The organism is Paraburkholderia ginsengiterrae, from assembly GCF_001645125.1.
Classification (GTDB): Bacteria; Pseudomonadota; Gammaproteobacteria; order Burkholderiales; family Burkholderiaceae; genus Paraburkholderia; species Paraburkholderia ginsengiterrae.
In genome coordinates this window covers 87411-107880 of sequence record NZ_LXKA01000220.1, presented here as the reverse complement: position 1 = coordinate 107880, position 20470 = coordinate 87411, and the positions used below count along the sequence as shown (strand labels likewise).

Below are 20470 nucleotides of genomic sequence, written 5' to 3'. Positions count from 1 at the left end.
AGGATCGTTGGGCGCGACTCTCATCATGGCGCGGGGACATATCCCCATAACGACGCCGGATAGATTTGAGCAAACCAACTACGCCATCAAAAATCAGTGTTGCAAAAACGGGGGCGACCATAGATTTTACTTCCTCGGACGCGGGTTGACCCTGGATTTGCCCGCGGGATCGTTAGCTATAATCGCGCGGTCAGGCGCTGTGATCCAGCGTCACGACAGGCAGGAAGGGTTACCCCCCATTCCCTGATCAACTCAGTTGCCGTTCCCCACAGGAGACTGGCATGTCAGACCGACTCATCATTTTCGACACCACCTTGCGCGACGGAGAACAATCGCCCGGTGCGTCGATGACCAAAGAAGAAAAACTGCGCATCGCCCGGCAACTCGAGCGCATGCGCGTCGATGTGATCGAAGCAGGCTTCGCAGCGAGCTCCGAAGGAGACTTCCAGGCTATTCGAGCAATCGCCAGCGAGGTGAAGGACAGCATTGTCTGTTCTCTGGCGCGGGCGAACGAGCGTGACATTTCGCGAGCCGCCGAGGCGCTGAAACCGGCCAGCCGTTCCCGCATTCATACTTTCATCGCTACATCCGCGCTGCACATGGAGAAGAAACTGCGCATGTCGCCTGATCAGGTCTATGACCAGGCGCGGCGCGCAGTGCGTCTTGCGCGCGGTTATACCGATGACGTGGAGTTCTCGCCGGAAGACGGGAGCCGTTCCGACCTCGACTTTCTCTGTCGCGTGATAGAAGGCGTGATCGACGAAGGTGCGACTACCATCAACGTCCCTGATACGGTCGGCTATGCCGTTCCGGATGGCTACGCTGCCTTGATCCGCGAACTTCGTGAACGCATTCCCAATTCTGATCGGGCAGTCTTTTCGGTCCACTGTCACGATGATCTCGGCCTGGCCGTGGCCAACTCACTGGCGGCCGTCAAGTCGGGCGGGGCCAGACAGATCGAATGTACTATCAACGGCCTTGGCGAGCGAGCGGGCAATACGGCGCTCGAGGAAGTCGTGATGGCAGTCAAGACGCGACGGGATGTCTTCGGCCTTGATGTGCGCGTGGACTCGACTCAGATTGTCGAAGCTTCGCGGCTGGTTTCGGCGATCACTGGGTTTACGGTGCAACCGAACAAGGCGGTAGTCGGCGCCAATGCATTCGCCCATGCATCAGGCATCCACCAGGACGGCGTGCTGAAAGCGCGCGACACCTACGAAATCATGCGCGCGGAAGACGTAGGCTGGAGCTCGAACAAGATCGTGCTCGGCAAGCTGTCTGGTCGAAATGCATTCAAGCAGCGGTTGCGGGAGTTAGGAATCGAGATCGACAGCGAAGCTGAACTGAATGCAGCGTTCGTTCGCTTCAAGGCCCTCGCCGATCAGGAAGCAACCGTGTCCGACGAAGCACTCGTCGCTTTGTCGCAGCAAGGCAAGGTCGCGGATACTACCGGTTTGCAGCTCTGACGCAGGGCGTCGGCATGTCTTCGCGTAAGTCGCTATTTCCCGGCTAAGCCAATGGCAATGGTGCGGTCCGAAGAAGACATGCCGTCGAAAACGCCAACCCCAGGGAAACGAACACCTCCGCGTTCGTTCTCCTCCCATTTCAATCTTTCACGGGTCGCCGTGCGAGTCTGGTGAGACCCGTCCCGTCATTGGTCGAATGAAAGTATGAAAACTGATATGCCTACACAATTTGCCGTGTCCCCCACCGCGACTCCGACTCCGCACGATCAGATCGTCGCGAGCATTTCAAACCCCGTGTTCGGTCGGGTGTTCACCGATCACATGGCAACACTCCGCTGGACCAACACGCTTGGCTGGCACGATGCGAAGGTCGAGCCTCGCCGGCCGTTTCAGATCGATCCCGCTTGCGCCGTGTTGCACTATGCGCAGGAGATTTTTGAAGGCATGAAAGCGTATCGCGGCGAAGACGGCTCGATCTCGCTGTTCCGCCCCTTCGAGAATGCCAAGCGGTTTCGTGCCTCGGCAGCGCGTCTTTCCATGGCCGATCTCCCGGAAACGCTCTTCGTCGAGGCGGTGGAATCTCTCGTCAAGGTGGACCGGGACTGGGTGCCTGGTGGCGATGGCAGTCTTTATCTACGTCCGTTCATGTTTGCCTCCGAGAGCTTCCTCGGTGTGCGCGCGTCACACGAGTACGTGTTCTGCGTCATCGCCTGCCCCGTAGGTCCGTACTTCAAGGCAGGCAAGACGTCGGTTACTGTCTGGGTGTCCGACCGATACACTCGCGCGGCGCCGGGTGGAACGGGTTCGGCCAAATGCGGCGGAAACTATGCTGCCAGCCTGATCGCGCAGACCGAGGCTGCAACCAAAGGTTGCGACCAGGTGGTTTTTCTCGATGCCGCTGAGCACAAATGGATCGAAGAGATGGGAGGGATGAATCTCTTCTTCGTCATGGACGATGGCTCTCTGGCGACGCCGCCATTGTCCGGCACGATCCTGCCGGGCATCACCAGGGCTTCGATCATCGAGCTTGCCAGGCGTGAAGGCATCGTAGTCAACGAAACGCCTTATGCTTTCGACGCATGGCGTGCAGACGCCGCGAGCGGCCGTGTCCAGGAGGTGTTCGCTTGTGGGACCGCTGCTGTCGTCACTGCGGTCGGTGAGGTTCGCCATGCCGCTGGCGAATTTCAGATCGGCAACGGGGGAGAGGGGCCCGTGACACAACGCATCCGCACGCAGCTGACCGGAATCCAGCGCGGCAAGCTCGCCGATCCTCTCGAATGGGTATATCGCATCGACTAAGGTTGAGTGCGCCTGGGTCGCGCTCGTCCTCTTCGAAGCGGGTGCGTGCGCGTCATGCGTCGCGCACTTTGCCCGTGAGGGCGACGGTCGGGACAAGGAAGGGCACGATATTGAAATCAGCCATGGAGGGCCACCGGCTGCAGGTCCACTTTCAGGTCGTGGTCGGCAGCCGCGATTGAACTGCGGCGCGCTGTCTGTCGCGAGGCAAGACCCGCGGCAGACAGCGTGTTTCGCCGGATCGACTAGAACATCGTATTGTCGTTGGCCGACTGCTCGGGCACGGGTTGAATCACATCCCAGTGCTCGGCGATCTTGCCGTGCTCGACGCGGAAGATATCCACGATGGCGTTGCCGCGGTCTTGCGGGTTGCTGGTCGAGTGAACATGCAGAAAGACGAGATCGCCGTCGGTCGCACTGCGCACGATGGCCGAACGGGCATCGGGGGCATGCTTGAAGTATTCGGTAAAGAAGCTGATGAACGGCGCGGACCCGGTGGGCACATGCGGATTGTGCTGAATGTAATTCGGTGCGAGCACGGTGCTAGCAGTCCTGAGATCGTGCCGGTTGAACACCGCATCGTAGAAGTTCACGACTAACGCGCGGTTGCGCTCTTCCTGGGCAATATCGCGAACGGCCGGATGAACCGGTGCGACGCTATCTTCTGCTCGGGCCACATGGCTCGCGATCAGCACAAAGAAAGCAGCGGCGGCTGCCGCGCGCTGGAGCAGGGAGATTCTGTTTGGCATGACGGTCCCCTTCTTTTCGTTGAAAGTCGGCGGCTGCAAGGACTTTAGCATTTGCAGGTGGCGACGACGAGACGGATCTTGCCGGTGCATCGACGCTTCCGCGCGGCTGAAACTTTCGCGATCGCTCGATGTAGGTGCTAAGTCCGATGTTTTCGGCCCTTCAGTTAGGGCCTCGACCGCTGAACCCACGGGGGCTCGGGTTAGCCGCGAATATTATTTTTCTGTCTCGGTCATGCCCTTAATGGGGCTGTCGGGTAGGTGGTTACAGACATGGAGCCGAACCCCTGGGTAACGGGGACCCAGTTGCCCATTCCAGACGGCGCCGTTGCCGTGATAAGCCGCATTGTCACGGCAAAAGCTTCTCGATGAGGAATTGAAGCATGAGGAGAGGGGAGCATCTGCCCATCGATCGGCCATCGTCGACGTTCAGGTATCGGCGTCGGTCAGGTGGCGGTAGATTACTATCCCGACATTCGCACTTCGGCAGATGCGAGCGTCAGCTTCACCGCAGTTGGATGCGTACTCCCGACCCTGTGCCGCCGTTCGAGCCGTTGCGGTACGAAGGACAGCTTCCGAGGTATCACAGTCATCCATGCGCGTTCGGGTTCGTCCCGCTCAGTTTGATCGGAGCTCGCGCACTCCTCGACCCAGTCTCCGGCGAAGCAGCGTTCGCAGAGTTGCGCCGTCTGCATAGCCGACTTCTGCGGCAATTGCATCCAGATCCATCGAGCTTGTCTCGATAAGGTGTCTGGCACGCTCGACCCGCCGATCCTGAAAGTAGGACAAGGGGGATTTGCCGAGCACGGCTTCGGCGCGCCTTTGCAGTGTCCTCGGGCTCGTTGCGAGGTCATGCGCAGCCCCTTGCAGCGAGAATCCCCTCGCCAGATTCGCGCGTGTCCATCGCTCGAATCGCTCGATGAGAGGATCACTATGTGCTAGGTGATCGGGGATGATATAGGGCGCCTGGGATACCCGTCCGTCGACCAACATGTACCGCGCCACGAGCGTGGCTAATTCCGGGCTCGCTTGCCGAATCAGCCAGAGAGCGAGATCCAGATGCCCCATCGCCGCGCCAGCGGTCACGAACGGCCCCGAAGGGACGAGCATGCGGTCCTGGTCGAGGCGAACCTCAGGGTAGCGGCTTCGGAATAGCGGGCTGAGCCACCATGTCGTGGTCGCCTCCTGCCCGTCGAGCAGGCCCGATTCGGCGAGGACGAAGGTCCCTATGCAAGCGGCGGCGATTCGGGCACCTTGTCCTTGCCAACGACGCAACTGTGTGCCGGCATCCCGTACGGCCGGACGTTCGAGACATTGCACCAACGTATCAGGTGTTCCGGCACTGATCGCGGGCACCACGATCCAGTCCGGCAGCGGCATGCTGTGCGCCTTTTTCGTAGGAACGCTCATGCCGAGCGCCGTCCTGATTCGGGTTCGGAGGCCGACCAACTCGACGTCGAACGGGCGTGGTTCGCCGGGACGCGCAACCGCTGCCAGCCCGTTCGCGATCCTCATGGCGTCGAGTACCACGGCCATGCCCGTATCGAACACGCCATCCAGGGGAAAAACGAAGATACGCATGGCGTAAACGCCTCGAATAATGTCATTTGAGATGCTATTTCCCCGGCCGGTTTAAGTCTATTCTGCGAGACAGAAAACCTTCAATCGAGGAGCAATGAATGTCTGAGGCTGCAGCAAGGAACGATACCGGTATCGCGCACCCGCTCGACGACGTCGTATGGAACGCGCTCACCAGCAAGCAGCGCCGCTTTGCATTCGGGGACGATCGAGCACTGCGGTTTCCGACCGCCATTGCGCGCTTTGCTGCCATGGCCGATGCCAGTCCGGCATCCTTCGAAGCCTTGCGTAGATTGATCGAGGCGCACGGTCCGGTTGCTTTGGTTACCCCGGGCGAGGTCCTGCCTCCGGCCGGGTTCTCCGTCATCACGCATACGACGCTGCTGCAGATGATCTGGCAAGGCAAGCTCGACCCAACGAGTGCCTTCGAGCACGTCAGGCTCGCCGAGCGTGATGTGCCGGAGATGCTCGCCCTGACCACTGCGACGCAGCCTGGGCCGTTTGGCCCACGCACCATCGAACTCGGCGACTATCTCGGCGTGCGCAGACAGGGCAAGCTGGCCGCAATGGCGGGTGAGCGCATGAGGCTCGACGGATATACCGAAATCAGTGCCGTCTGTGTGGATGCCGCTTTTCGAGGGCAAGGTCATGCGGCCGGCCTGATGAGGCTGCTGATTGCGGCTATCCGCGCGCGAGCCGAAACACCCTTTCTGCACGTGTTCAAACTGAACCACGCCGCTATCGCGCTCTATCGGACGCTGGGTTTTGTCGAACGGCGTGAGATGCATCTCATGGTGCTCGGGGGAGCGACGACATAGCCGGAAGGTAGAGGTGGCGAGTGGCGGCCGCTCGTAACACATGTTACCTGGCGTTCAAGACCGGCATGGTGGAAACGGGCCGTGCGAAGTCCGCCGGGCCGCCATCCCGCACGCTTGCTGTGGTTCGCGGCAGACCCGGTTCAACGTCGTGTCCCGGCGTACCTGCAATGACCAATTCGTCCGCGCGTATCGCGTAGGTGATCCATTTTCGGGCGAACTGAATCCACGTCCTGATCTTTGCATCGAGATATTGTCGGGAAGCGTAAAGCGCGTAAACATTGAGCTCCTGCAGATGATAGTCGGGCAGCACCCTGACCAGCGATCCCGCTCGCAAAGCGGAACGGATGGCGAGCGTCGGAAGGGTTCCGATGCCCATGCCTTCGTGCAATGCCGCCGCCATCGCCTCGGACATATTCACCTTGAAGCGGCTGGCGGGAAGCTGGAATTCGCGTTCTCCGTCCGGGCCCATGAGCAGCCATCGGTCCGACGCAAACATGGGCAACGCCAGTTGCAGACACGCATGGCTCGCTAGATCCTTTACGGTGCGAGGCATGCCATGGACCTCCAGATAGTGCGGAGCGGCGCACAGGACCGTGCGGATAGCCCCCAGATGATGAGAAATGAAGTTCGAATCCGGCAGCGCATCGGGCGACAACCGGATTGCCACGTCGTAGCCTTCCTCCAGAAGGTCTGGCACGTGCTGCGACAACGTCAGGTCAACGGTGACTTCCGGATAGCGCGCCTGATAGGCGGCAATCGCAGGTATGACGTAGTTCTGGCCGATGCTCGGCGTCGCATGAATCCTGATTGTCCCTGCCGGAATGGCGTGGGCGTCCGAAGCCTCCGCCTCGGCCGCGGCGACGGATGCCAGAATCTCGCGGCAACGCTCTAGATACCGTTGACCAGCTTCGGTTAGCGCAACTCGACGGGTCGTGCGGTTCAGGAGCCGGGTGCGCAGATGCCCTTCGAGCTCTGTGACCGAGCGCGATATCACAGGCGGCGTCGTTGACAGCTGATGTGCCGCTTTCGTAAAGCCGCCCGTGTCCACCACTGCGACAAAGGTTTTCATGTTTCTGATGGTATCCATACTCGGCGTCCGCCTTCAAAGAGGGATCGTTTCGGCGAAGAAGCAAAGCAACCTAGTCGGTAGCGGTGGCGGGCGCCAGCCCGTCCTTGCGCTGCCAGCCGCCGCCAAGCGCCTTGACGAGTGAGACGTCGGCGGCCATTCGGCGCGTCTCGATGTCGACCTCCGTCAGTCGCGCGGCAAGCTCGATGTTCTGCGCCTCGATGACGTTGTAGTAGTTGGCCAGCCCACCCGAATAGAGATGCGTCGCCTGTGCCGTAGAATCCGCGGCGGCGGTCACGGCGGCCTGCTGGCTGGTGGCCTCGCGAGCGAGGAGGCGCAGCGACGCGAGACTGTCCTCGACCTCGCCGTACGCATCGAGCACGGTCTGGCGGTATTGCGCCGCCGCCTCCTCATAGGAGGCACGAGCGCGGTCATTGAGCGCGCGACGCTTGCCGCCGTCGAGGAGGTTTACGACGGCCGAAGGGCCCAGTGACCACGCTTCTGCAGGCGCCGTGAAGAGGTGGTTCGGCATTGCAGCCTCGACACCGAGAAGCGCGTTCAGATTGAAGGCCGGGTAATAGGCGGCCTTGGCGACGCCGATGTCCGCATTGGCGGCCGCGACCCGGCGTTCCGCCGCCGCGACATCGGGACGCCGCTCGAGCAGAGCGGCCGGCAGTACCGGCGCGATTTCCGGCGGCGCTGCATCGAGCTTGTTTTCAGGTAACGCGAAGCCCGCCGGCGGCCGTCCCGTGAGGATCGCGATGGCGTGTTCGAGGTTCGTGCGCTTCAGGCGGATTTCGGTGGCCTGCGTCGTGGCGCTTTCGAATTGCGCCTCGGCGGCGGAGACATCCGGTTTGGCCGCGTACCCGATCTTGAACCTTGCCTGCGTAAGTTCCAGCGCTTTGCGATAGTTTTCGACCGTCCGGTCGACCACGTCCTGTTCCGCATCGTCGCCGCGCAGGATGAAGTAGTCGTTGGCGAGCTCGGCATGGAGGCTCAGATCCACCGTTGCGAGATCGGCGGCACTGGCCTGTTCCCGGTCCAAGCCGGCCTTGGCCTGGTTGCGTACGCGGCCCCAGACGTCGATTTCGTAATCGAAGTCGAGTCCGAGGCTGTAGTTCTTGAAGGATCGGTTCGGCAACGGATTCGCCACCTCGCGCGACACGCCCTCGTGCGATGCGGACCCGCTCGCGTTGAGCGAGGGGTAATAATCGGCCTGCGCCGTCCTTGCGTCGGCGCGTGCTTCGTCGTACTGGGCGACGGCAACCTTCAGGTTCTGGTTCGCTGCGCTGACCTGGTCTTCCAGACGGTCGAGCGTCGGGTCCTGGAAGATCCGCCACCATTGCCCGCGTGGCACCGAATCCCTTGGCGTCGCCGGCGTCCAGTCCGCGGACTCCTTGAAGTCGGTGGACGTTGCAATGGGGGGCGGCACGTAGATCGGTGCGAAATCACAGGCGCAGAGCAGGCACGCGACGAGTGGTACGCTGCGTTTCAGAAGTCGCTTCATGACCGGCCTCCCGGCGCCGGATTGCGATCGCTCTGCTGCCTCACGCGCTCGCCGTCAGCGAGCGAAGCAGGCGGGTTGAGAATGATCTTCTCGCCCGGCGCAACCCCAGTCGTGACTTCGACTGTCGGACCGAAGTCGCGGCCTAGCGTGACCGTATGCAGCGTGACGAGGCCACTACTAGTGAGGCTCGCCACGCGGACACCTTCGGCGCGAAACAGCAGCGCGTTGGCTGGAATGTTCACGCCGCGCTGCGCGACCGGCACCTTGAAGTGGACATCGGTATAGCCGCCCGGAAACAGTTCACCGCTCGCGTTGTCGGCTTCGAGCTCGACGAGCAGGGTCCGCGCTCCGGGATTGATTGCGTCGGCGGAGCGCGTGAAGCTCGCCGGGAAAGTCCGTCCCGGATATTCCGGGAACTGCAGCGTAGCCGTGACGCCGGGCTTCACGAGCGCCGCGTAGCTCTGCGGCACCTGGACATAGATCCTGAGCTTGCTGGTGTCGGCAACGCGGAAGAGTTCCGGCCCGCTGCCGCTGCCGGCATTGATGAGGTTGCCGACGTCGGTTTCGCGCGCCGTGACGACGCCGTCATAGGGCGCCGCGACCCGCTCAAACCCGACCAGTTGAGTCAGGCGCTCGACGTTCGCCTCCGCGGCGGCCACGAGTGCGGCTTTGGCTGTGGCATCGCTGGTGGCCTGATCATCCTGCTCGGCTGAGACCGATTGCGTCGGCAGCAACGCGTGGACGCGTTTTGCCGTTTGCTGCGCAATGAGGTTGTTCGCGTTTGCCGTTGCCAGGTCAGCCTTGGCCTGGCGGAGCTGCTGATCGACTTCGGGCGAGTCGATCTCGGCCAGGAGCGTCCCGGCTTTCACGTGCGCACCGATGTCGGTGTACCAACGCTTCACATAGCCGCTGGTGCGCGCGTAGATCGGCGTCTCGGATTCGGCCTGCACCGTGCCGGGCAGCACGAGCGCTTCGTCGGCGGGGCCGGCGGCGGCCGTGATCACGGAGACGGTCGGCAGCGCCTCGTCGTCGGTTACCTTGACGAGCGCCGCCTCGGCACTGTCGCGCGACCAGATGCCCCAGGCGATCGTGCCGATCACGAGGAACGCGCCGCACAGCGGCAGCAGCTTGCGGCCCTGCGTTTGATTTTTACTCATGTTCAAACTCCCTATCCAATACTGGTTGTTGCGTGGGGCCGGCTGCCGGCGCCTTCTTCTCACCGCCGTGGATCAGGCTGAACACGGCGGGCACGAGGAGCAGCGTGGCGACGGTGGCGAAGGCAAGTCCGCCGATGACGGCGCGGCCGAGCGGCGCGTTCTGTTCGCCGCCGTCGCCGAGGCCCAGCGCCATCGGCACCATGCCGATGACCATCGCGAGTGCCGTCATCAGCACGGGACGAAAGCGGGCGAAGCCGGCGTCCGTCGCTGCCTTCGACGCGTCGCCGCCCACCTCAAGCAGACGATCGCGGGCGAAGCTCACCACCAGGATGCTGTTTGCGGTCGCGACGCCGACGCTCATGAGTGCGCCGGTGAGCGCCGGCACGGAGAGCGGCGTGCGGGTCAGGAACAACATCCAGACGATGCCGGCCAGCGCGGCGGGCAGCGCCGTGACGATGATGAAGGCGTCGGTCCAGGACTGGAAATTGATGACGATCAGCAGATAGACGAGCAGGATCGCGAAAGCGAGACCGCCGTAGAGACCCGTGAAGGATGTCTTCATCGTTTGCACCTGGCCGCGCACCACGATGGACGAACCGCGAGGCAGATTCGCTTTCGCCGCATCGACGATCTTGTTGACGTCGGTCGCAACCCCACCGAGATCGCGGTCCTGCACGGCGGCGTAGATGTCGATCGTCGGCTTCACGTTGTAGTGCGAGACCACAGCCGGTCCCACGCTGCGCGTGATCGTGCCCACTGCCCCCAGGATTTTCGACTGGCCGCCTGCGGCCGTGAGCGGCACGTTGCGAAGCGCGTCCAGGGAATCGAGCTGCGGCTGCGGCGTCTGGGTGACGATCGGATAGGAGACGCCGTTTTTCGGATCGAGCCAGAACGTCGGGTTGGTCTGGAAGCTGCCAGTCAGCGTGAACAGCAGGTCGTTGGCCACCTCGCGCTGCGACAGGCCCACATCCTGCGCTCGGCTGCGGTCGACGTTGACGTCGAACTCCGGATAGTCGAGGTCCTGTTGGATGCGCACGTCGGCAATGCCCGACACGTGCCGCACCTGCGAGAGCAGTTGCTGCGCGAACGCGTCGTTGGCCTCGACGTTGAATCCGCTGACCTGGATATCGATAGGCGCCGGGGCGCCGAAGTTCAGGATCTGGCTGACGATGTCGGCAGGCAGGAAAGCGAAGCTCACGCCCGGATACGCCTGCGGCAACGATGCCCGCAACTGACGCACATATTCCGAGGTCGGACGATGCTTCTCTTTCAGCGTGATGAGAATGTCTGCATCGGCAGCGGTAGTCGGCGCGGAGTTGCTGTACGAGAGGTTGAGGGCGCTCACAGGTAGGCCGATATTGTCGACGACGCTAGATATTTCGGACCCCGGAATGGTCTTGCGAACGGTCGCCTCGACCTCATCGGTGAGTCGCGCGGTTTCCTCGACCCGCAGCCCGGCGTGGCCGCGCAGGTGTAGCTTGATCTGACCGCTGTCGACCGACGGAAAGAAGTTGCTGCCGAGCCACGGAATGAGCGCAAGAGACGCCAGCATGCAGCCGAGAAACACCAGGATGAAGAAACGACGCCGTGCAATCATGCGCACCAGGAGCCGGTGGTAGCGCAGCCGCAGTGCCTCGAAGCCACGCTGGAAGGCACCCTGCAGTCTGACGAACGGATTGCGCGAGTCTTGCTCCGCGTCGTGCCCCTCGTGCATCCGCAGCCAGTACTTCGCGAGGGTGGGGATCAGCGTACGGGAGAGCACATAGGACGCGAGCATGGCGAAGACGATCGCCTCCGCCAGCGGCACGAAGAGAAAGCGCGCGACGCCGGAAAGGAAGAACATCGGAGCAAAAACTATGCATATACACAGCGTAGCGACCAGCGCCGGCACGGCGATTTCCTGAGCGCCGGCGAGGATGGCCGTCTCGACTTCAGCGCCACGCTCGAGATGGGCATTGATGCTTTCGATAGCGACCGTGGCATCGTCGACCAGAATGCCGACGGCGAGCGCCAGTCCCCCCAGCGTCATGATGTTGATCGTCTCGCCGAGAAGCGACAGCCCGATCAGCGAGCAGAGCACCGACAGCGGGATCGAAATGGTGATGATGAGCGTCGAGCGCCAGCTCCCAAGGAAGAGCAGGATCATGAGCGCGGTCAACGCGGCGGCTATCACTCCTTCACGGACCACGCCGCTGATGGCCGACTTCACGAATACCGATTGATCGCCGATCGGTTGAATGTCGAGCGCGGACGGTGACGCGTTGCGCACGGATGGCAGCAGCGCCTTGATCTGGCCGATGATATCGAGGGTCGAGGCGGTGCCTGTCTTCTGGATCGTCATCAGCGACGCGTGTTGGCCATCGACGCGGACAATGTTGGTCTGCGGTGCCGCGCCGTCACGCACATGCGCCACGTCGTGGACGTAGACGAGCGTGCCGTTGACCGTTTTGATCGGCAGGTCGTTGAGGTCCTGAACAGCAACCGGACTGCCGTTCAGTTTGATGTTGTACTCGAACTCTCCTACCTTTTGCGTGCCCGCCGGAATGATCAGGTTCTGCGCATTGATCGCGTTGACCACGTCGTCGGCCGAAACGCCGCGCGCCTGCAGCTGCTGCTGGTCGAGATCGACTTGCACCTGACGTACACGCCCCCCGTACGGATACGGAATGGATGCGCCCGCAACGCCAACGAGCTGAGTTCTGACGAAATTGTTGGCGAGGTCGAAGAGACCCTGCTCCGGAATCGTCTTACTGGAAAGCGCCAGCTGGATGATGGGGACGCTGGAGGCGTTATAGGAGACGATAAGCGGCGGCGTGATGCCTGGCGGCAATTGCTTTAGCCACGTTTGTGCACCCGCCGTCAACTGACTCACCGGCAGATCGATGTTCGTGCCGGGACGAAAAAAGTACTTGATAACCGCAACACCCGAGAGCGACTGCGATTCGATATGCTCGATATTGTTGACCGTGATGAGCGTGAACCGCTCGAAGTTGCCGGTGATCCGGTTGCCCATCTCGTTCGGTGGCAGGCCGCTATAGTTCCAGATGACGCTGACGACCGGAATGTTGATATTGGGAAAGATATCCGTCGGCGTACGCAGCACGGTGAGCGGCCCGATTATGCCGAGCAGTAGCGCGAGGACGATAAAGGTATAAGGTCTTCTGAGTGCGATCCTGACGATCCACATAGTGACACTCCAATTGGGTGCAGATGCACTTGTTTCCAGGTTTCGTTGCTGACGGACGACCTGACGGTCGAACCGTCGAACGCACTCAGCTTCGTTGCGTCGCTCTCTTCGTCAATCCGCGCGCGGCACGTCCAGCGTCGTATCGTTGAAACGATTGAAGGTATTGGTAAACACTGTCAGTGCGATCGCAAGCGCAATTTCAACCAGTTGCGCATCGGTGTAACCGGCCTCCTTGATTGCCGCAAACTGTTCCGCGGTTATCGTGCCGCTGCTCTGCTGAATGAGCCGTACGAATTGCACAAGCGCATCACGCTTTGCATCGCCCGTGGGATTGCCTGCGCGGATCTGCTTGAGCGATTCCGGCGAAAGCCCCACGATTTTCCCGAGCATGACGTGGGCGCCAACACAATAGTCGCAGCCATTCAATTCGCTGACGACCACCTTTGTTGTTTCGATATCCTTACCGCCAAGCGTGCCTGCACCGAGGACCGCTTCAGCGTTCATATACGAATTGAGGACATCGGGGGACAAGGCGCCGATCGCGGCAAACAGGTTCGGAACAACGCCACCGGTTACTTTCCTGGTCACGGCGTAGGCTTCTGCAACAGCACCAGTGGCGGATGCGACGTCGGGTATGGAGATACGGCTCATTTGAGATTCCTTCGATGTGTGAATAGGATCCCAAACTTTAAATTAAGGCGTTGCGTTCGCCGAGTCGCGAATGTATCAAAGGCTCGCTCGAAAGGATCAATCTCAGGCTGCAACCGGCATCCGTCTCCCGACGATTCGCCCTTCACGGTTCACGGTGTAATCGGCACGGCTACCGATGCGCTGCCTTTGCCGTAAAGGCGCATGCCCAGCTTCACGGCCGCAAGGAAGCTGTCCAGCGACGCGCGCTGCATTGGGGCAGACAAGCGCGGCAAGACGACGGGCAGGGGGATGAAATGGCGCATCGCCTCGGGGCGCGAGAAGATCAGGGCGATACATGGCGGACGGCGCACTGCGAAAACTGTTGCGTCATCGCGGTGTGCCCGATAAGGGCGTGGCCGGTAAAACGGCGCTGTTCTTCAGCCTGTTTTCGCTAGCGATCCTGGCGATCGCCAAGCGTCGGCTGCAGTCGTCCCATCGGAACAATCCGTTATATGTCTCACGCGCGGTAAGTGAGGCCCGACGACGAGCCACACTCATAGCTTTCGAACCGGGGCTCCTGCGTGATTAGCGAGCGTCGCGTGCGCCTGGTGGCAGGCGCACGACGAGTGGTCCCGCGTTCACTCGCCCCCGCGATCGCGTTCACCAGCCGCGTCTGCCTCGTCGTCCGATACCTGCGGGGTACCGCCCTTAAGTGCCTGCTGCCGCCAGTCGCCCGGCGTCATACCCATCCGCTGAGCAAACACGCGCCCAAACGCAGACACCGACTGATACCCGACCAGATCGGCAACCGTCTCGATGGACGATGTAGATTTTCGCAATGCGTTCGCGGCGGTGCTCACCCGGATATCAGTCAGCAGGTCCATCGCGGAGCAGCCGAGACTCGCCTGAAAATGCCGCATGAACGTGGCGCGCGACATGCAGCATAGCCCGGCCAGTTCCGGAAGCGTCCACGCTCGAGCTGGGTCGCTGAACATTACAGCGGCCGCAGGCGCGAGCCTTGGGTGGGCGGCGAGGGCCAGCACCCCCGTACGTGCGTGACCGGCCTCACCGGCCGCCCGCAACGTCAACGCGAACAGCGCAGACGACAGCGCGTTCAGGATCGCACCGCTGCCCACTGCATTGTCCATCGCTTCGGCCCGCATCAGCGCGACGAGCCGGCTCAGACGTTCGACCTGCGGCAGGCTCTGTGCAGCGCTGCCATAGTCTTCGGTGCGTACCACGAGTTCCGACGGTAGATAGCTTCGGATTAACCGGTCATGAGGCGGCGCAACGAAAAATCGCCCGCACAACATATCCAGCGACTCGCCAGTGCCGCCATTTTCGCTAACCAGGAAACTACCTGAAACGCGTTCCTTGGACGGGACCGGTGCCGCACCGCTGCCGTCGTGCAACACATGCGCCGAACCGTGCGGCAGCAACACGATGTCACCCGCCCGTAATTCATAGGTCGCCCCATCATCCGAATTCTCGAGTAAGGCCGTGCCGGTCAATATGATGTGGTACGGTATTTCCTGAGGTCCGGCCTGGGTGTATTTTTTTTCCCACGGCGCTCCCAACGCGCACCGAGTTTGCAGTTTCCCGGTGACCGTCACGAGTTCCATGAATCGGGTGAGCCAGTCAGTCTGGTATTCCATATCGGACAACCCCATTGATAGCGGCAATACGACCGTTAAGCGCCGTTCGCCTGCCGAGCGCCAGATTCGCGGAGTAGACCGCAAGGCACAGATAGTCTGCGAGCATTCGATTTGCGGGGTGCCAGTGGATCCATGGATTTCATCTGCATCCCCTGTGGCTGGAGCCTGATGTGTCACAAGGCATATGACGTGCCATTAATCGCAATACAAAGAACGCCAGGCCGCTGCCGTATATACGACAGCCAGGTGTCAATGTCAGCGGCCCCGGCTATTCGCATTGTAGAGTTCTTGCGGCGGCGCCTGAGTGCCGCTATGGTCGCCGTCGGTCGAGAGCGCCTTTGGCGCCGTCGTTCGCTTCAGGCCGGCGCGCGACACAAGGCACCGATCTTGTTACCGTCCGGATCGCGCAGATAGGCGAGATAGAGGCTCTCTGACGCGGCCTCACGCATGCCGGGCGGCGCTTCAGCCGAAGCTCCACCGTTAGCGACCCCTGCGGCATGCCACCGATCGACCTGCTCGGTCGACTGGCAGGCAAAGCCAATCGTTCCACCATTGGCAGGGCTAGCACGCTGACCATTGATCGGCTGGGTGACGATAAAAAGCCCGGTGTCGGTGCGATAGACATAGCGCCTGCGCGCATCGTTATCGTCGCTGAGGCCCTCACCATAGCCGAGCGCGCCCAGCACAGCATCGTAAAAGTGCTTTGCTTTTTTCAGGTCGTTGGTACCGACCACTACGTGACTAAACATTGCTTCCATCCTACTTAAGTAAATAAACCACGCCCCATCCGATGCCGTGGCCGGTGCGCATGAAATACGACAATGCGCAACGGCCCAGCGACGCATAAATGCGCAATCACCGACGCGAAAAGACGTTTGGTGAGACGCGTGCGCCTTATCCGATCACACCGTGACGATGTTCGTGATGACCTCGATGTTGCCATGCACAGACTTCGAGTACGGGCAATGCTGATGGGTCAGTTGCGCGAGTTCCTCGACGACTTCCGTTCCCAGACCCGGCACGCGGACGGTGAGTTCGGCGCCCAGGCAATACCCGGCACCGGAGGACCCAATGCTTACCTGGATGTCCACGGAATAGTCGGGCGGCAGCGTGACCTTCTTCAGCGAGGCCACCCTCCCGAACACTGTGGTGTAACAGGCCGACCACGCGCCCGCAAACAACTGCTCGGCTCTCGGGTGCAGGTCGGTAGCGATGAACTCGAGGCTTTCGACGCCAGGCGCCGACAGCTTGAGGTCGAGGGCGCCGGGCTCGACATTGGGGTCGCGATTGATCGTGGCGTGGGTCGTGCCTGAGGCGAGAACTTTCTCGATCTTTTCCATGATTGATTCCTTCGATGTGTGGATAGGAGCCCAGACTTTAAATTGGGGCATTACGTTCGCCCAGTCGTGAACGGGTCAAAGGCACGCTCGAAAGGATCAATCGGTGGCAGGTGGCGTCAGTTCGCGACGCTTTACCAACGGCACAACCGCTGCTGTGGGTTCGCCGGGATCGGTCGACCCTTCTACTCGGCACCGTTGTACGCGTTCCGTCGAGGCCAAAGGAATCCGTTACGCGTACGGGCGCTTCGATGCGGAAACGGGCACGCGGCGCGAGCTCCTGCAACATGCCCGTAGCGGGCTGGACCACTTGGATCCGCCTGTAACGGACGGGCTTGCGAAAGGAGGCCAGTGATCCCGTACAACAACGCGGGCGTGACCACCTCTAGCGGCGAAGCGTCTGGATCGATTGATCCTTTCGAGCGTGCCTTTGACCCGTTCACGACTGGGCGAACGTAACGCCTCAAATTAAAGTTGGGGCTCCTTATCCACACATCGAAGGATCGCTAGCATGAAGTCCCTTATTCAAGCCGTTGTTGTTGCCGCTGCCCTTGCTGCTCCCGTTGCCGTGTTTGCCCAATCGAATGCGCCTGTCACCCGTGCACAGGTACGCGCCGAACTGATCCAGCTCGAGAAAGCGGGCTATAACCCCGCCGCCGCCGACGACACGACATATCCGGCCGACATCCAGGCTGCTGAAGCCAAGGTGGCAGCACAAAACGCTGCAACGGGCGTCGGCGGTGTCGCCAGCGACTCGTCGGACACGGGACGCCCGGCCGTCTCGAAGGCCGACTGGGACGCGATGTACAGCCATCCGTAACACGTTGATGGTTGTCGTGCCAACAGGATGCCGAAGGCATCTGGTCATTGAGCACGGTCCCCTAAGTGCGCAGCAACTCAACGTTGGATCTGTCGCTGTCACGGTGCCGCGATGGCGTTGTGACAAGACTGATTAAATGGAAGCTATTTTTTATTTGGAGTCAACCATGACCGGAAATACCGATGCCGAAATCCGCCACATTTATGAACGCTGGCACGAAACCATCCTGAGCCGCGATCTGGAAGGTCTGATGGCGCTCTATGCCGAGGACGCCATCCTCGAAACCCCTTTGATCCTGGTGACGCTGAAAGACAGCACCGAGGGCATCCTGAAGGGCAAAGCGCAAATCCAGCCTTTCTTCGACGCGGGTCTTCGCAAGCTGCAGAACGATCTCGGCCGCTGGTATCGAACGGGGACGTTCTTCTCCAATGGCCGGCAACTGACCTGGGAGTATCCGCGCGACACGCCGCACGGCGATCAGGTTGATCTTGTCGAGGTGATGGACATCGAGAACGGGTTGATTGCCCACCATCGGGTCTATTGGGGATGGGTCGGCTTCAAGGCACTCGTTGCCGGCTTGAACAAGCCCGCTTCATGAACACGCTGGACCCGGCGCCGCAGCACATTCACGCAGCGCCGGGCCTGGCAGTGTCAGCTATCAACGTCTTACCGGTAAGCCCTTAACGGGTATCAATGAACCTCGACGGAGAGAAACATGAAGCGAGAGACTATCCGCGTTGAACCCTTGTCAACGTATCTCGAGCGCTGGAAGGCGCCCACATCGGCGGTTACGCGACACGGCAGCCTGATCTTCGTATCTGGCTTTCCTCCGTTTGATCCAGCGACTGGAGATGTAATTGACGCACCCATCGAAAGACAAACTGAACTTGTGCTTGAGCAGCTGAAGCTGTGTGTGGAAACTGCCGGCTCGTCATTGGAAAACGTCCTCAAGTGTAACGTCTACTGCACGTCAGTCGATCAGTTTGCGGCGGTAAATGCCATCTATGCAAAGTACTTTCCAAAGGACCCCCCGGCCAGAATTTTCGTCAACGTGCCGGCCTGGCCGGGACGCTTTGACATTGAAATCGACTGCGTTGCTGCAGTGCTATGAGTAGGCGCAGCCCAGGAACATCATCAGTCTGTGCCATGATTTTCGACCGTCCTGGTGATGACGGTCGACTGCCGTAAAGGAGGCAGCGTGATGTCGACGTTGACTTTCGCGCGACGGACGAAGTCAATACCAAGTAGAGCACCAGCAGCGCGACTGATCGGGAACTGGCTTCCGCGCCTCAGGCCGTGCCGCATTACACGCCGGGCACGTGCCCGGAAATCCAAACACATTCCACGCTGGAGAAATTTCATGGTAAAACTATTGCACACAAGGCTACGGCGGCTGCTGGCGTCGACATCGTCGTGGTTCTCGCGCCTGGGCGGCATCGCGTCGAATCACTAGGCACGAGTACAGCTAAAGGCACCGGTATGGCTGAGAGGTCTTCGTCCCCTGGCTTACCGCTTTGCCCATGCCAAAAGCAACCATGGGTCGCTTCAGAAGGAAGCGGTTCAGTGACCTCAGTTCCAATCGAACAAAACGTATATGCCAGCGAAGCGCAAGCCAGACGCAAAAGCACCGAAAAAACGCCTGCCATCGACAAACTCGACTGTCGAGCTCAACCCAGACAGCGGCGGTACCATGCCGGCTCGGGCAGAAGCTGCGGGACCGGTGACTTGTGACGACGGTCTGGTGCGCACGCCATGGGCCGCGTCGGACGCGCTCCTCAGGGAGTATTACGATACAGAGTGGGGAATGCCCGTTCGAGATGAGCGCGGGCTGTTTGAGCGGCTCGCGCTTGAGAGTTTTCAGTCAGGGCTGTCGTGGATCACCATACTTCGAAAGCGCGACGCGTTTCGGGCGGCCTTCAGCAATTTCGTGCCCGAGGCGGTAGCGGAATTCGACGATGATGACGTGACGCGGTTACTGGCCGACCCTGGGATAATCCGGAATCGCGCAAAGATTCTGGCAACGATAAAAAATGCGTCAGCGACGATAGCGTTGCGCTTGGAAGGTGGCCTGGTCGATTTCATATGGTCGTATCAGCCAAAGAAAACGCCGATACCCATGACGGTGGCGGAGGTGCCAACCACGTCGGACGAGTCGATTGCGCTCAGCAAGGCACTCAGAGAAAAAGGATTCACATTCGTCGGGCCGACTACCATGTATGCACTAATGGAAGCGACAGGGATGGTCGACACGCACCTCGTAGGTAGTCACCGCCGTGGAAGTTCGGGTGTATGGCCGCGCGATTAAGCCGAGTACGAGCGTCGACCTTCGACGTTGTTTATGACAGCAAGCGCTGTACTGAAGTGAGAATCGACGGTCGTCAACGCACGACGACAAGCTTTGGGAAATCGACGTAAAAGGAACTGTGATCACCTGTGTGGTTCGCGAAACCAGGTTTGGTCAGATATCCACGGGGTTCAATGAAGCTGTATATGGTCCGCTTCGGTACTTCGTGCCAGCCGATATTAAACGCAAACAGCTTTGGGAAGAACTGCAACTCGCTGTACGGCAGGTTGTCGTGGATCCACCATGCCATTGACTGCCATGTGATTCCCGTATCGATCCTGTCGGCCAACCACGGCACGACTACGGAAGTGAGGGCACCCATGCCGTTCTTGTTGCGATGATCCCAGATGTGCCTCGCAGCGTTTTTCTCATTGGAGGCACAACTGAGCCGGTGCCGACAGCCAAATTCGTTCACCTGTTGAGAGCGGTAGCCTGAGCGAATCGCCAGCCGGCCAAATGTGGCTTGTAAAGGCTCAAGTAATTGGGTGCAGAGCTCGCGGCCAGATCGCACGGCAGCTGCCGGGTCATCTGGCAAATTTTGAAAGCTCTGAATGGCAGCGATCTCGCTGTGCAGAAAGTCGCGCATAAAAAAAGACGGGGACAATCTGGTGCGACCGAAGTCCTCTGCGGTTCTCACAGACCAATGCTTTTTCATCACAAGCTCCAGTTGAGTTTGTACGGACCGCCCGCGACAGACGGTTTCGGTGTAAGGATCCGAGCGGATACCGCGACTATCCGTGGTCGTCCGGAACTGTACCAGGACGTTGATTGACCATCAGGACAACACACCACTGTGAGAAACTCTTCGAAATCTTTTCTCGTTCCGGCTGAATTGTGTCGTCGAGCCAATGCGCCGGCACTCA

17 protein-coding genes and 1 pseudogene are annotated in these 20470 nt (G+C 60.6%); 7 read left to right on the top strand and 11 right to left on the bottom strand.

Annotated features, from left to right (window positions below; translation table 11 throughout):
• Positions 1-281: 281 nt before the first annotated feature.
• Positions 282-1451 (top strand): annotated as a pseudogene (locus tag A6V37_RS16535) (2-isopropylmalate synthase); the annotation flags it as partial.
• A 219-nt stretch (positions 1452-1670) separates the two neighbouring features.
• Positions 1671-2765 carry a branched-chain amino acid aminotransferase gene (locus A6V37_RS16530; RefSeq protein WP_064270213.1) on the top strand — a complete coding sequence of 365 codons (1095 nt, stop codon included), beginning with the start codon at positions 1671-1673 and terminating at the stop codon, positions 2763-2765.
• 242 nt (positions 2766-3007) lie between these two features.
• Here A6V37_RS16530 and A6V37_RS16525 read toward each other — a convergent pair whose 3' ends face one another.
• A complete protein-coding gene (locus A6V37_RS16525) occupies positions 3008-3601 on the bottom strand; it encodes a nuclear transport factor 2 family protein (RefSeq protein ID WP_341272026.1) in 594 nt (197 codons plus the stop codon).
• Between the two features lie 525 nt (positions 3602-4126).
• On the bottom strand, positions 4127-5089 hold the full coding sequence (locus A6V37_RS16520) for a GlxA family transcriptional regulator (RefSeq protein WP_064270214.1): 963 nt from the start codon (positions 5087-5089) through the stop codon (positions 4127-4129).
• Positions 5090-5187: 98 nt separating this feature from the next.
• Here A6V37_RS16520 and A6V37_RS16515 point away from each other — a divergent pair, with 98 nt between their 5' ends.
• Entirely contained in the window at positions 5188-5904 is a 717-nt protein-coding gene (locus tag A6V37_RS16515; protein ID WP_064270215.1) for a GNAT family N-acetyltransferase, read from the top strand.
• A 43-nt stretch (positions 5905-5947) separates the two neighbouring features.
• Here the strand turns inward: A6V37_RS16515 and A6V37_RS16510 are convergent, their stop codons facing one another.
• The 8 genes from A6V37_RS16510 to A6V37_RS16475 form a co-directional block, all read right to left on the bottom strand.
• Positions 5948-6991, bottom strand: a complete 1044-nt coding sequence (locus tag A6V37_RS16510) for a LysR family transcriptional regulator (protein WP_064270216.1) — start codon at positions 6989-6991, stop codon at positions 5948-5950.
• Positions 6992-7043: 52 nt separating this feature from the next.
• On the bottom strand, positions 7044-8477 hold the full coding sequence (locus tag A6V37_RS16505) for an efflux transporter outer membrane subunit (protein ID WP_064286139.1): 1434 nt from the start codon (positions 8475-8477) through the stop codon (positions 7044-7046).
• The gene (locus A6V37_RS16500; RefSeq protein ID WP_064270218.1) at positions 8474-9634 is read right to left on the bottom strand and encodes an efflux RND transporter periplasmic adaptor subunit; all 1161 of its coding nucleotides are present in this window, start codon (positions 9632-9634) and stop codon (positions 8474-8476) included. The genes A6V37_RS16505 and A6V37_RS16500 overlap by 4 nt, the downstream gene beginning before the upstream one ends.
• A complete protein-coding gene (locus A6V37_RS16495) occupies positions 9627-12821 on the bottom strand; it encodes an efflux RND transporter permease subunit (protein WP_064270219.1) in 3195 nt (1064 codons plus the stop codon). Before A6V37_RS16495 ends, A6V37_RS16500 begins: the two co-directional genes overlap by 8 nt.
• A 111-nt stretch (positions 12822-12932) precedes the next feature.
• The gene (locus tag A6V37_RS16490) at positions 12933-13472 is read right to left on the bottom strand and encodes a carboxymuconolactone decarboxylase family protein (RefSeq protein ID WP_064270220.1); all 540 of its coding nucleotides are present in this window, start codon (positions 13470-13472) and stop codon (positions 12933-12935) included.
• Between the two features lie 617 nt (positions 13473-14089).
• Entirely contained in the window at positions 14090-15106 is a 1017-nt protein-coding gene (locus tag A6V37_RS16485; RefSeq protein WP_064270243.1) for a cupin domain-containing protein, read from the bottom strand.
• Positions 15107-15462: 356 nt separating this feature from the next.
• Positions 15463-15855 carry a VOC family protein gene (locus tag A6V37_RS16480; protein ID WP_064270221.1) on the bottom strand — a complete coding sequence of 131 codons (393 nt, stop codon included), beginning with the start codon at positions 15853-15855 and terminating at the stop codon, positions 15463-15465.
• A 153-nt stretch (positions 15856-16008) separates the two neighbouring features.
• Positions 16009-16446: an OsmC family protein gene (locus A6V37_RS16475; RefSeq protein ID WP_064270222.1), complete on the bottom strand. Its 438-nt coding sequence runs from the start codon at positions 16444-16446 to the stop codon at positions 16009-16011.
• Positions 16447-16954: 508 nt separating this feature from the next.
• Between A6V37_RS16475 and A6V37_RS16470 the strand changes: the two genes are divergently transcribed.
• The 4 genes from A6V37_RS16470 (at position 16955) to A6V37_RS16455 (ending at position 19568) form a co-directional block, all read left to right on the top strand.
• Positions 16955-17263 (top strand): DUF4148 domain-containing protein, encoded by a 309-nt coding sequence (locus A6V37_RS16470; RefSeq protein ID WP_064270223.1) that lies wholly within the window; start codon positions 16955-16957, stop codon positions 17261-17263.
• A 136-nt stretch (positions 17264-17399) separates the two neighbouring features.
• Positions 17400-17861: a nuclear transport factor 2 family protein gene (locus A6V37_RS16465; RefSeq protein ID WP_423213154.1), complete on the top strand. Its 462-nt coding sequence runs from the start codon at positions 17400-17402 to the stop codon at positions 17859-17861.
• 117 nt (positions 17862-17978) lie between these two features.
• Positions 17979-18374 carry a RidA family protein gene (locus tag A6V37_RS16460; RefSeq protein WP_064270225.1) on the top strand — a complete coding sequence of 132 codons (396 nt, stop codon included), beginning with the start codon at positions 17979-17981 and terminating at the stop codon, positions 18372-18374.
• 483 nt (positions 18375-18857) lie between these two features.
• A complete protein-coding gene (locus A6V37_RS16455; RefSeq protein WP_242665885.1) occupies positions 18858-19568 on the top strand; it encodes a DNA-3-methyladenine glycosylase I in 711 nt (236 codons plus the stop codon).
• 73 nt (positions 19569-19641) lie between these two features.
• Here the strand turns inward: A6V37_RS16455 and A6V37_RS16450 are convergent, their stop codons facing one another.
• Entirely contained in the window at positions 19642-20262 is a 621-nt protein-coding gene (locus A6V37_RS16450) for a hypothetical protein (protein WP_064270227.1), read from the bottom strand.
• Positions 20263-20470 lie beyond the last annotated feature (208 nt).

What these genes read in the sequence shown, in the direction of transcription:
- A6V37_RS16500 (WP_064270218.1), bottom strand. Translation starts at nt 9,634, where the DNA reads ATGAGTAAAAATCAAACGCAGGGCCGCAAGCTGCTGCCGCTGTGCGGC.
- A6V37_RS16525 (WP_341272026.1), bottom strand. Translation starts at nt 3,601, where the DNA reads ATGCACCGGCAAGATCCGTCTCGTCGTCGCCACCTGCAAATGCTAAAG.
- A6V37_RS16465 (WP_423213154.1), top strand. Translation starts at nt 17,400, where the DNA reads ATGGAAGCTATTTTTTATTTGGAGTCAACCATGACCGGAAATACCGAT.
- A6V37_RS16505 (WP_064286139.1), bottom strand. Translation starts at nt 8,477, where the DNA reads ATGAAGCGACTTCTGAAACGCAGCGTACCACTCGTCGCGTGCCTGCTC.
- A6V37_RS16470 (WP_064270223.1), top strand. Translation starts at nt 16,955, where the DNA reads ATGAAGTCCCTTATTCAAGCCGTTGTTGTTGCCGCTGCCCTTGCTGCT.
- A6V37_RS16495 (WP_064270219.1), bottom strand. Translation starts at nt 12,821, where the DNA reads ATGTGGATCGTCAGGATCGCACTCAGAAGACCTTATACCTTTATCGTC.
- A6V37_RS16510 (WP_064270216.1), bottom strand. Translation starts at nt 6,991, where the DNA reads ATGGATACCATCAGAAACATGAAAACCTTTGTCGCAGTGGTGGACACG.
- A6V37_RS16480 (WP_064270221.1), bottom strand. Translation starts at nt 15,855, where the DNA reads ATGTTTAGTCACGTAGTGGTCGGTACCAACGACCTGAAAAAAGCAAAG.
- A6V37_RS16490 (WP_064270220.1), bottom strand. Translation starts at nt 13,472, where the DNA reads ATGAGCCGTATCTCCATACCCGACGTCGCATCCGCCACTGGTGCTGTT.
- A6V37_RS16450 (WP_064270227.1), bottom strand. Translation starts at nt 20,262, where the DNA reads ATGAAAAAGCATTGGTCTGTGAGAACCGCAGAGGACTTCGGTCGCACC.
- A6V37_RS16460 (WP_064270225.1), top strand. Translation starts at nt 17,979, where the DNA reads ATGAAGCGAGAGACTATCCGCGTTGAACCCTTGTCAACGTATCTCGAG.
- A6V37_RS16475 (WP_064270222.1), bottom strand. Translation starts at nt 16,446, where the DNA reads ATGGAAAAGATCGAGAAAGTTCTCGCCTCAGGCACGACCCACGCCACG.
- A6V37_RS16485 (WP_064270243.1), bottom strand. Translation starts at nt 15,106, where the DNA reads ATGGAATACCAGACTGACTGGCTCACCCGATTCATGGAACTCGTGACG.
- A6V37_RS16520 (WP_064270214.1), bottom strand. Translation starts at nt 5,089, where the DNA reads ATGCGTATCTTCGTTTTTCCCCTGGATGGCGTGTTCGATACGGGCATG.
- A6V37_RS16515 (WP_064270215.1), top strand. Translation starts at nt 5,188, where the DNA reads ATGTCTGAGGCTGCAGCAAGGAACGATACCGGTATCGCGCACCCGCTC.
- A6V37_RS16530 (WP_064270213.1), top strand. Translation starts at nt 1,671, where the DNA reads ATGAAAACTGATATGCCTACACAATTTGCCGTGTCCCCCACCGCGACT.
- A6V37_RS16455 (WP_242665885.1), top strand. Translation starts at nt 18,858, where the DNA reads ATGCCAGCGAAGCGCAAGCCAGACGCAAAAGCACCGAAAAAACGCCTG.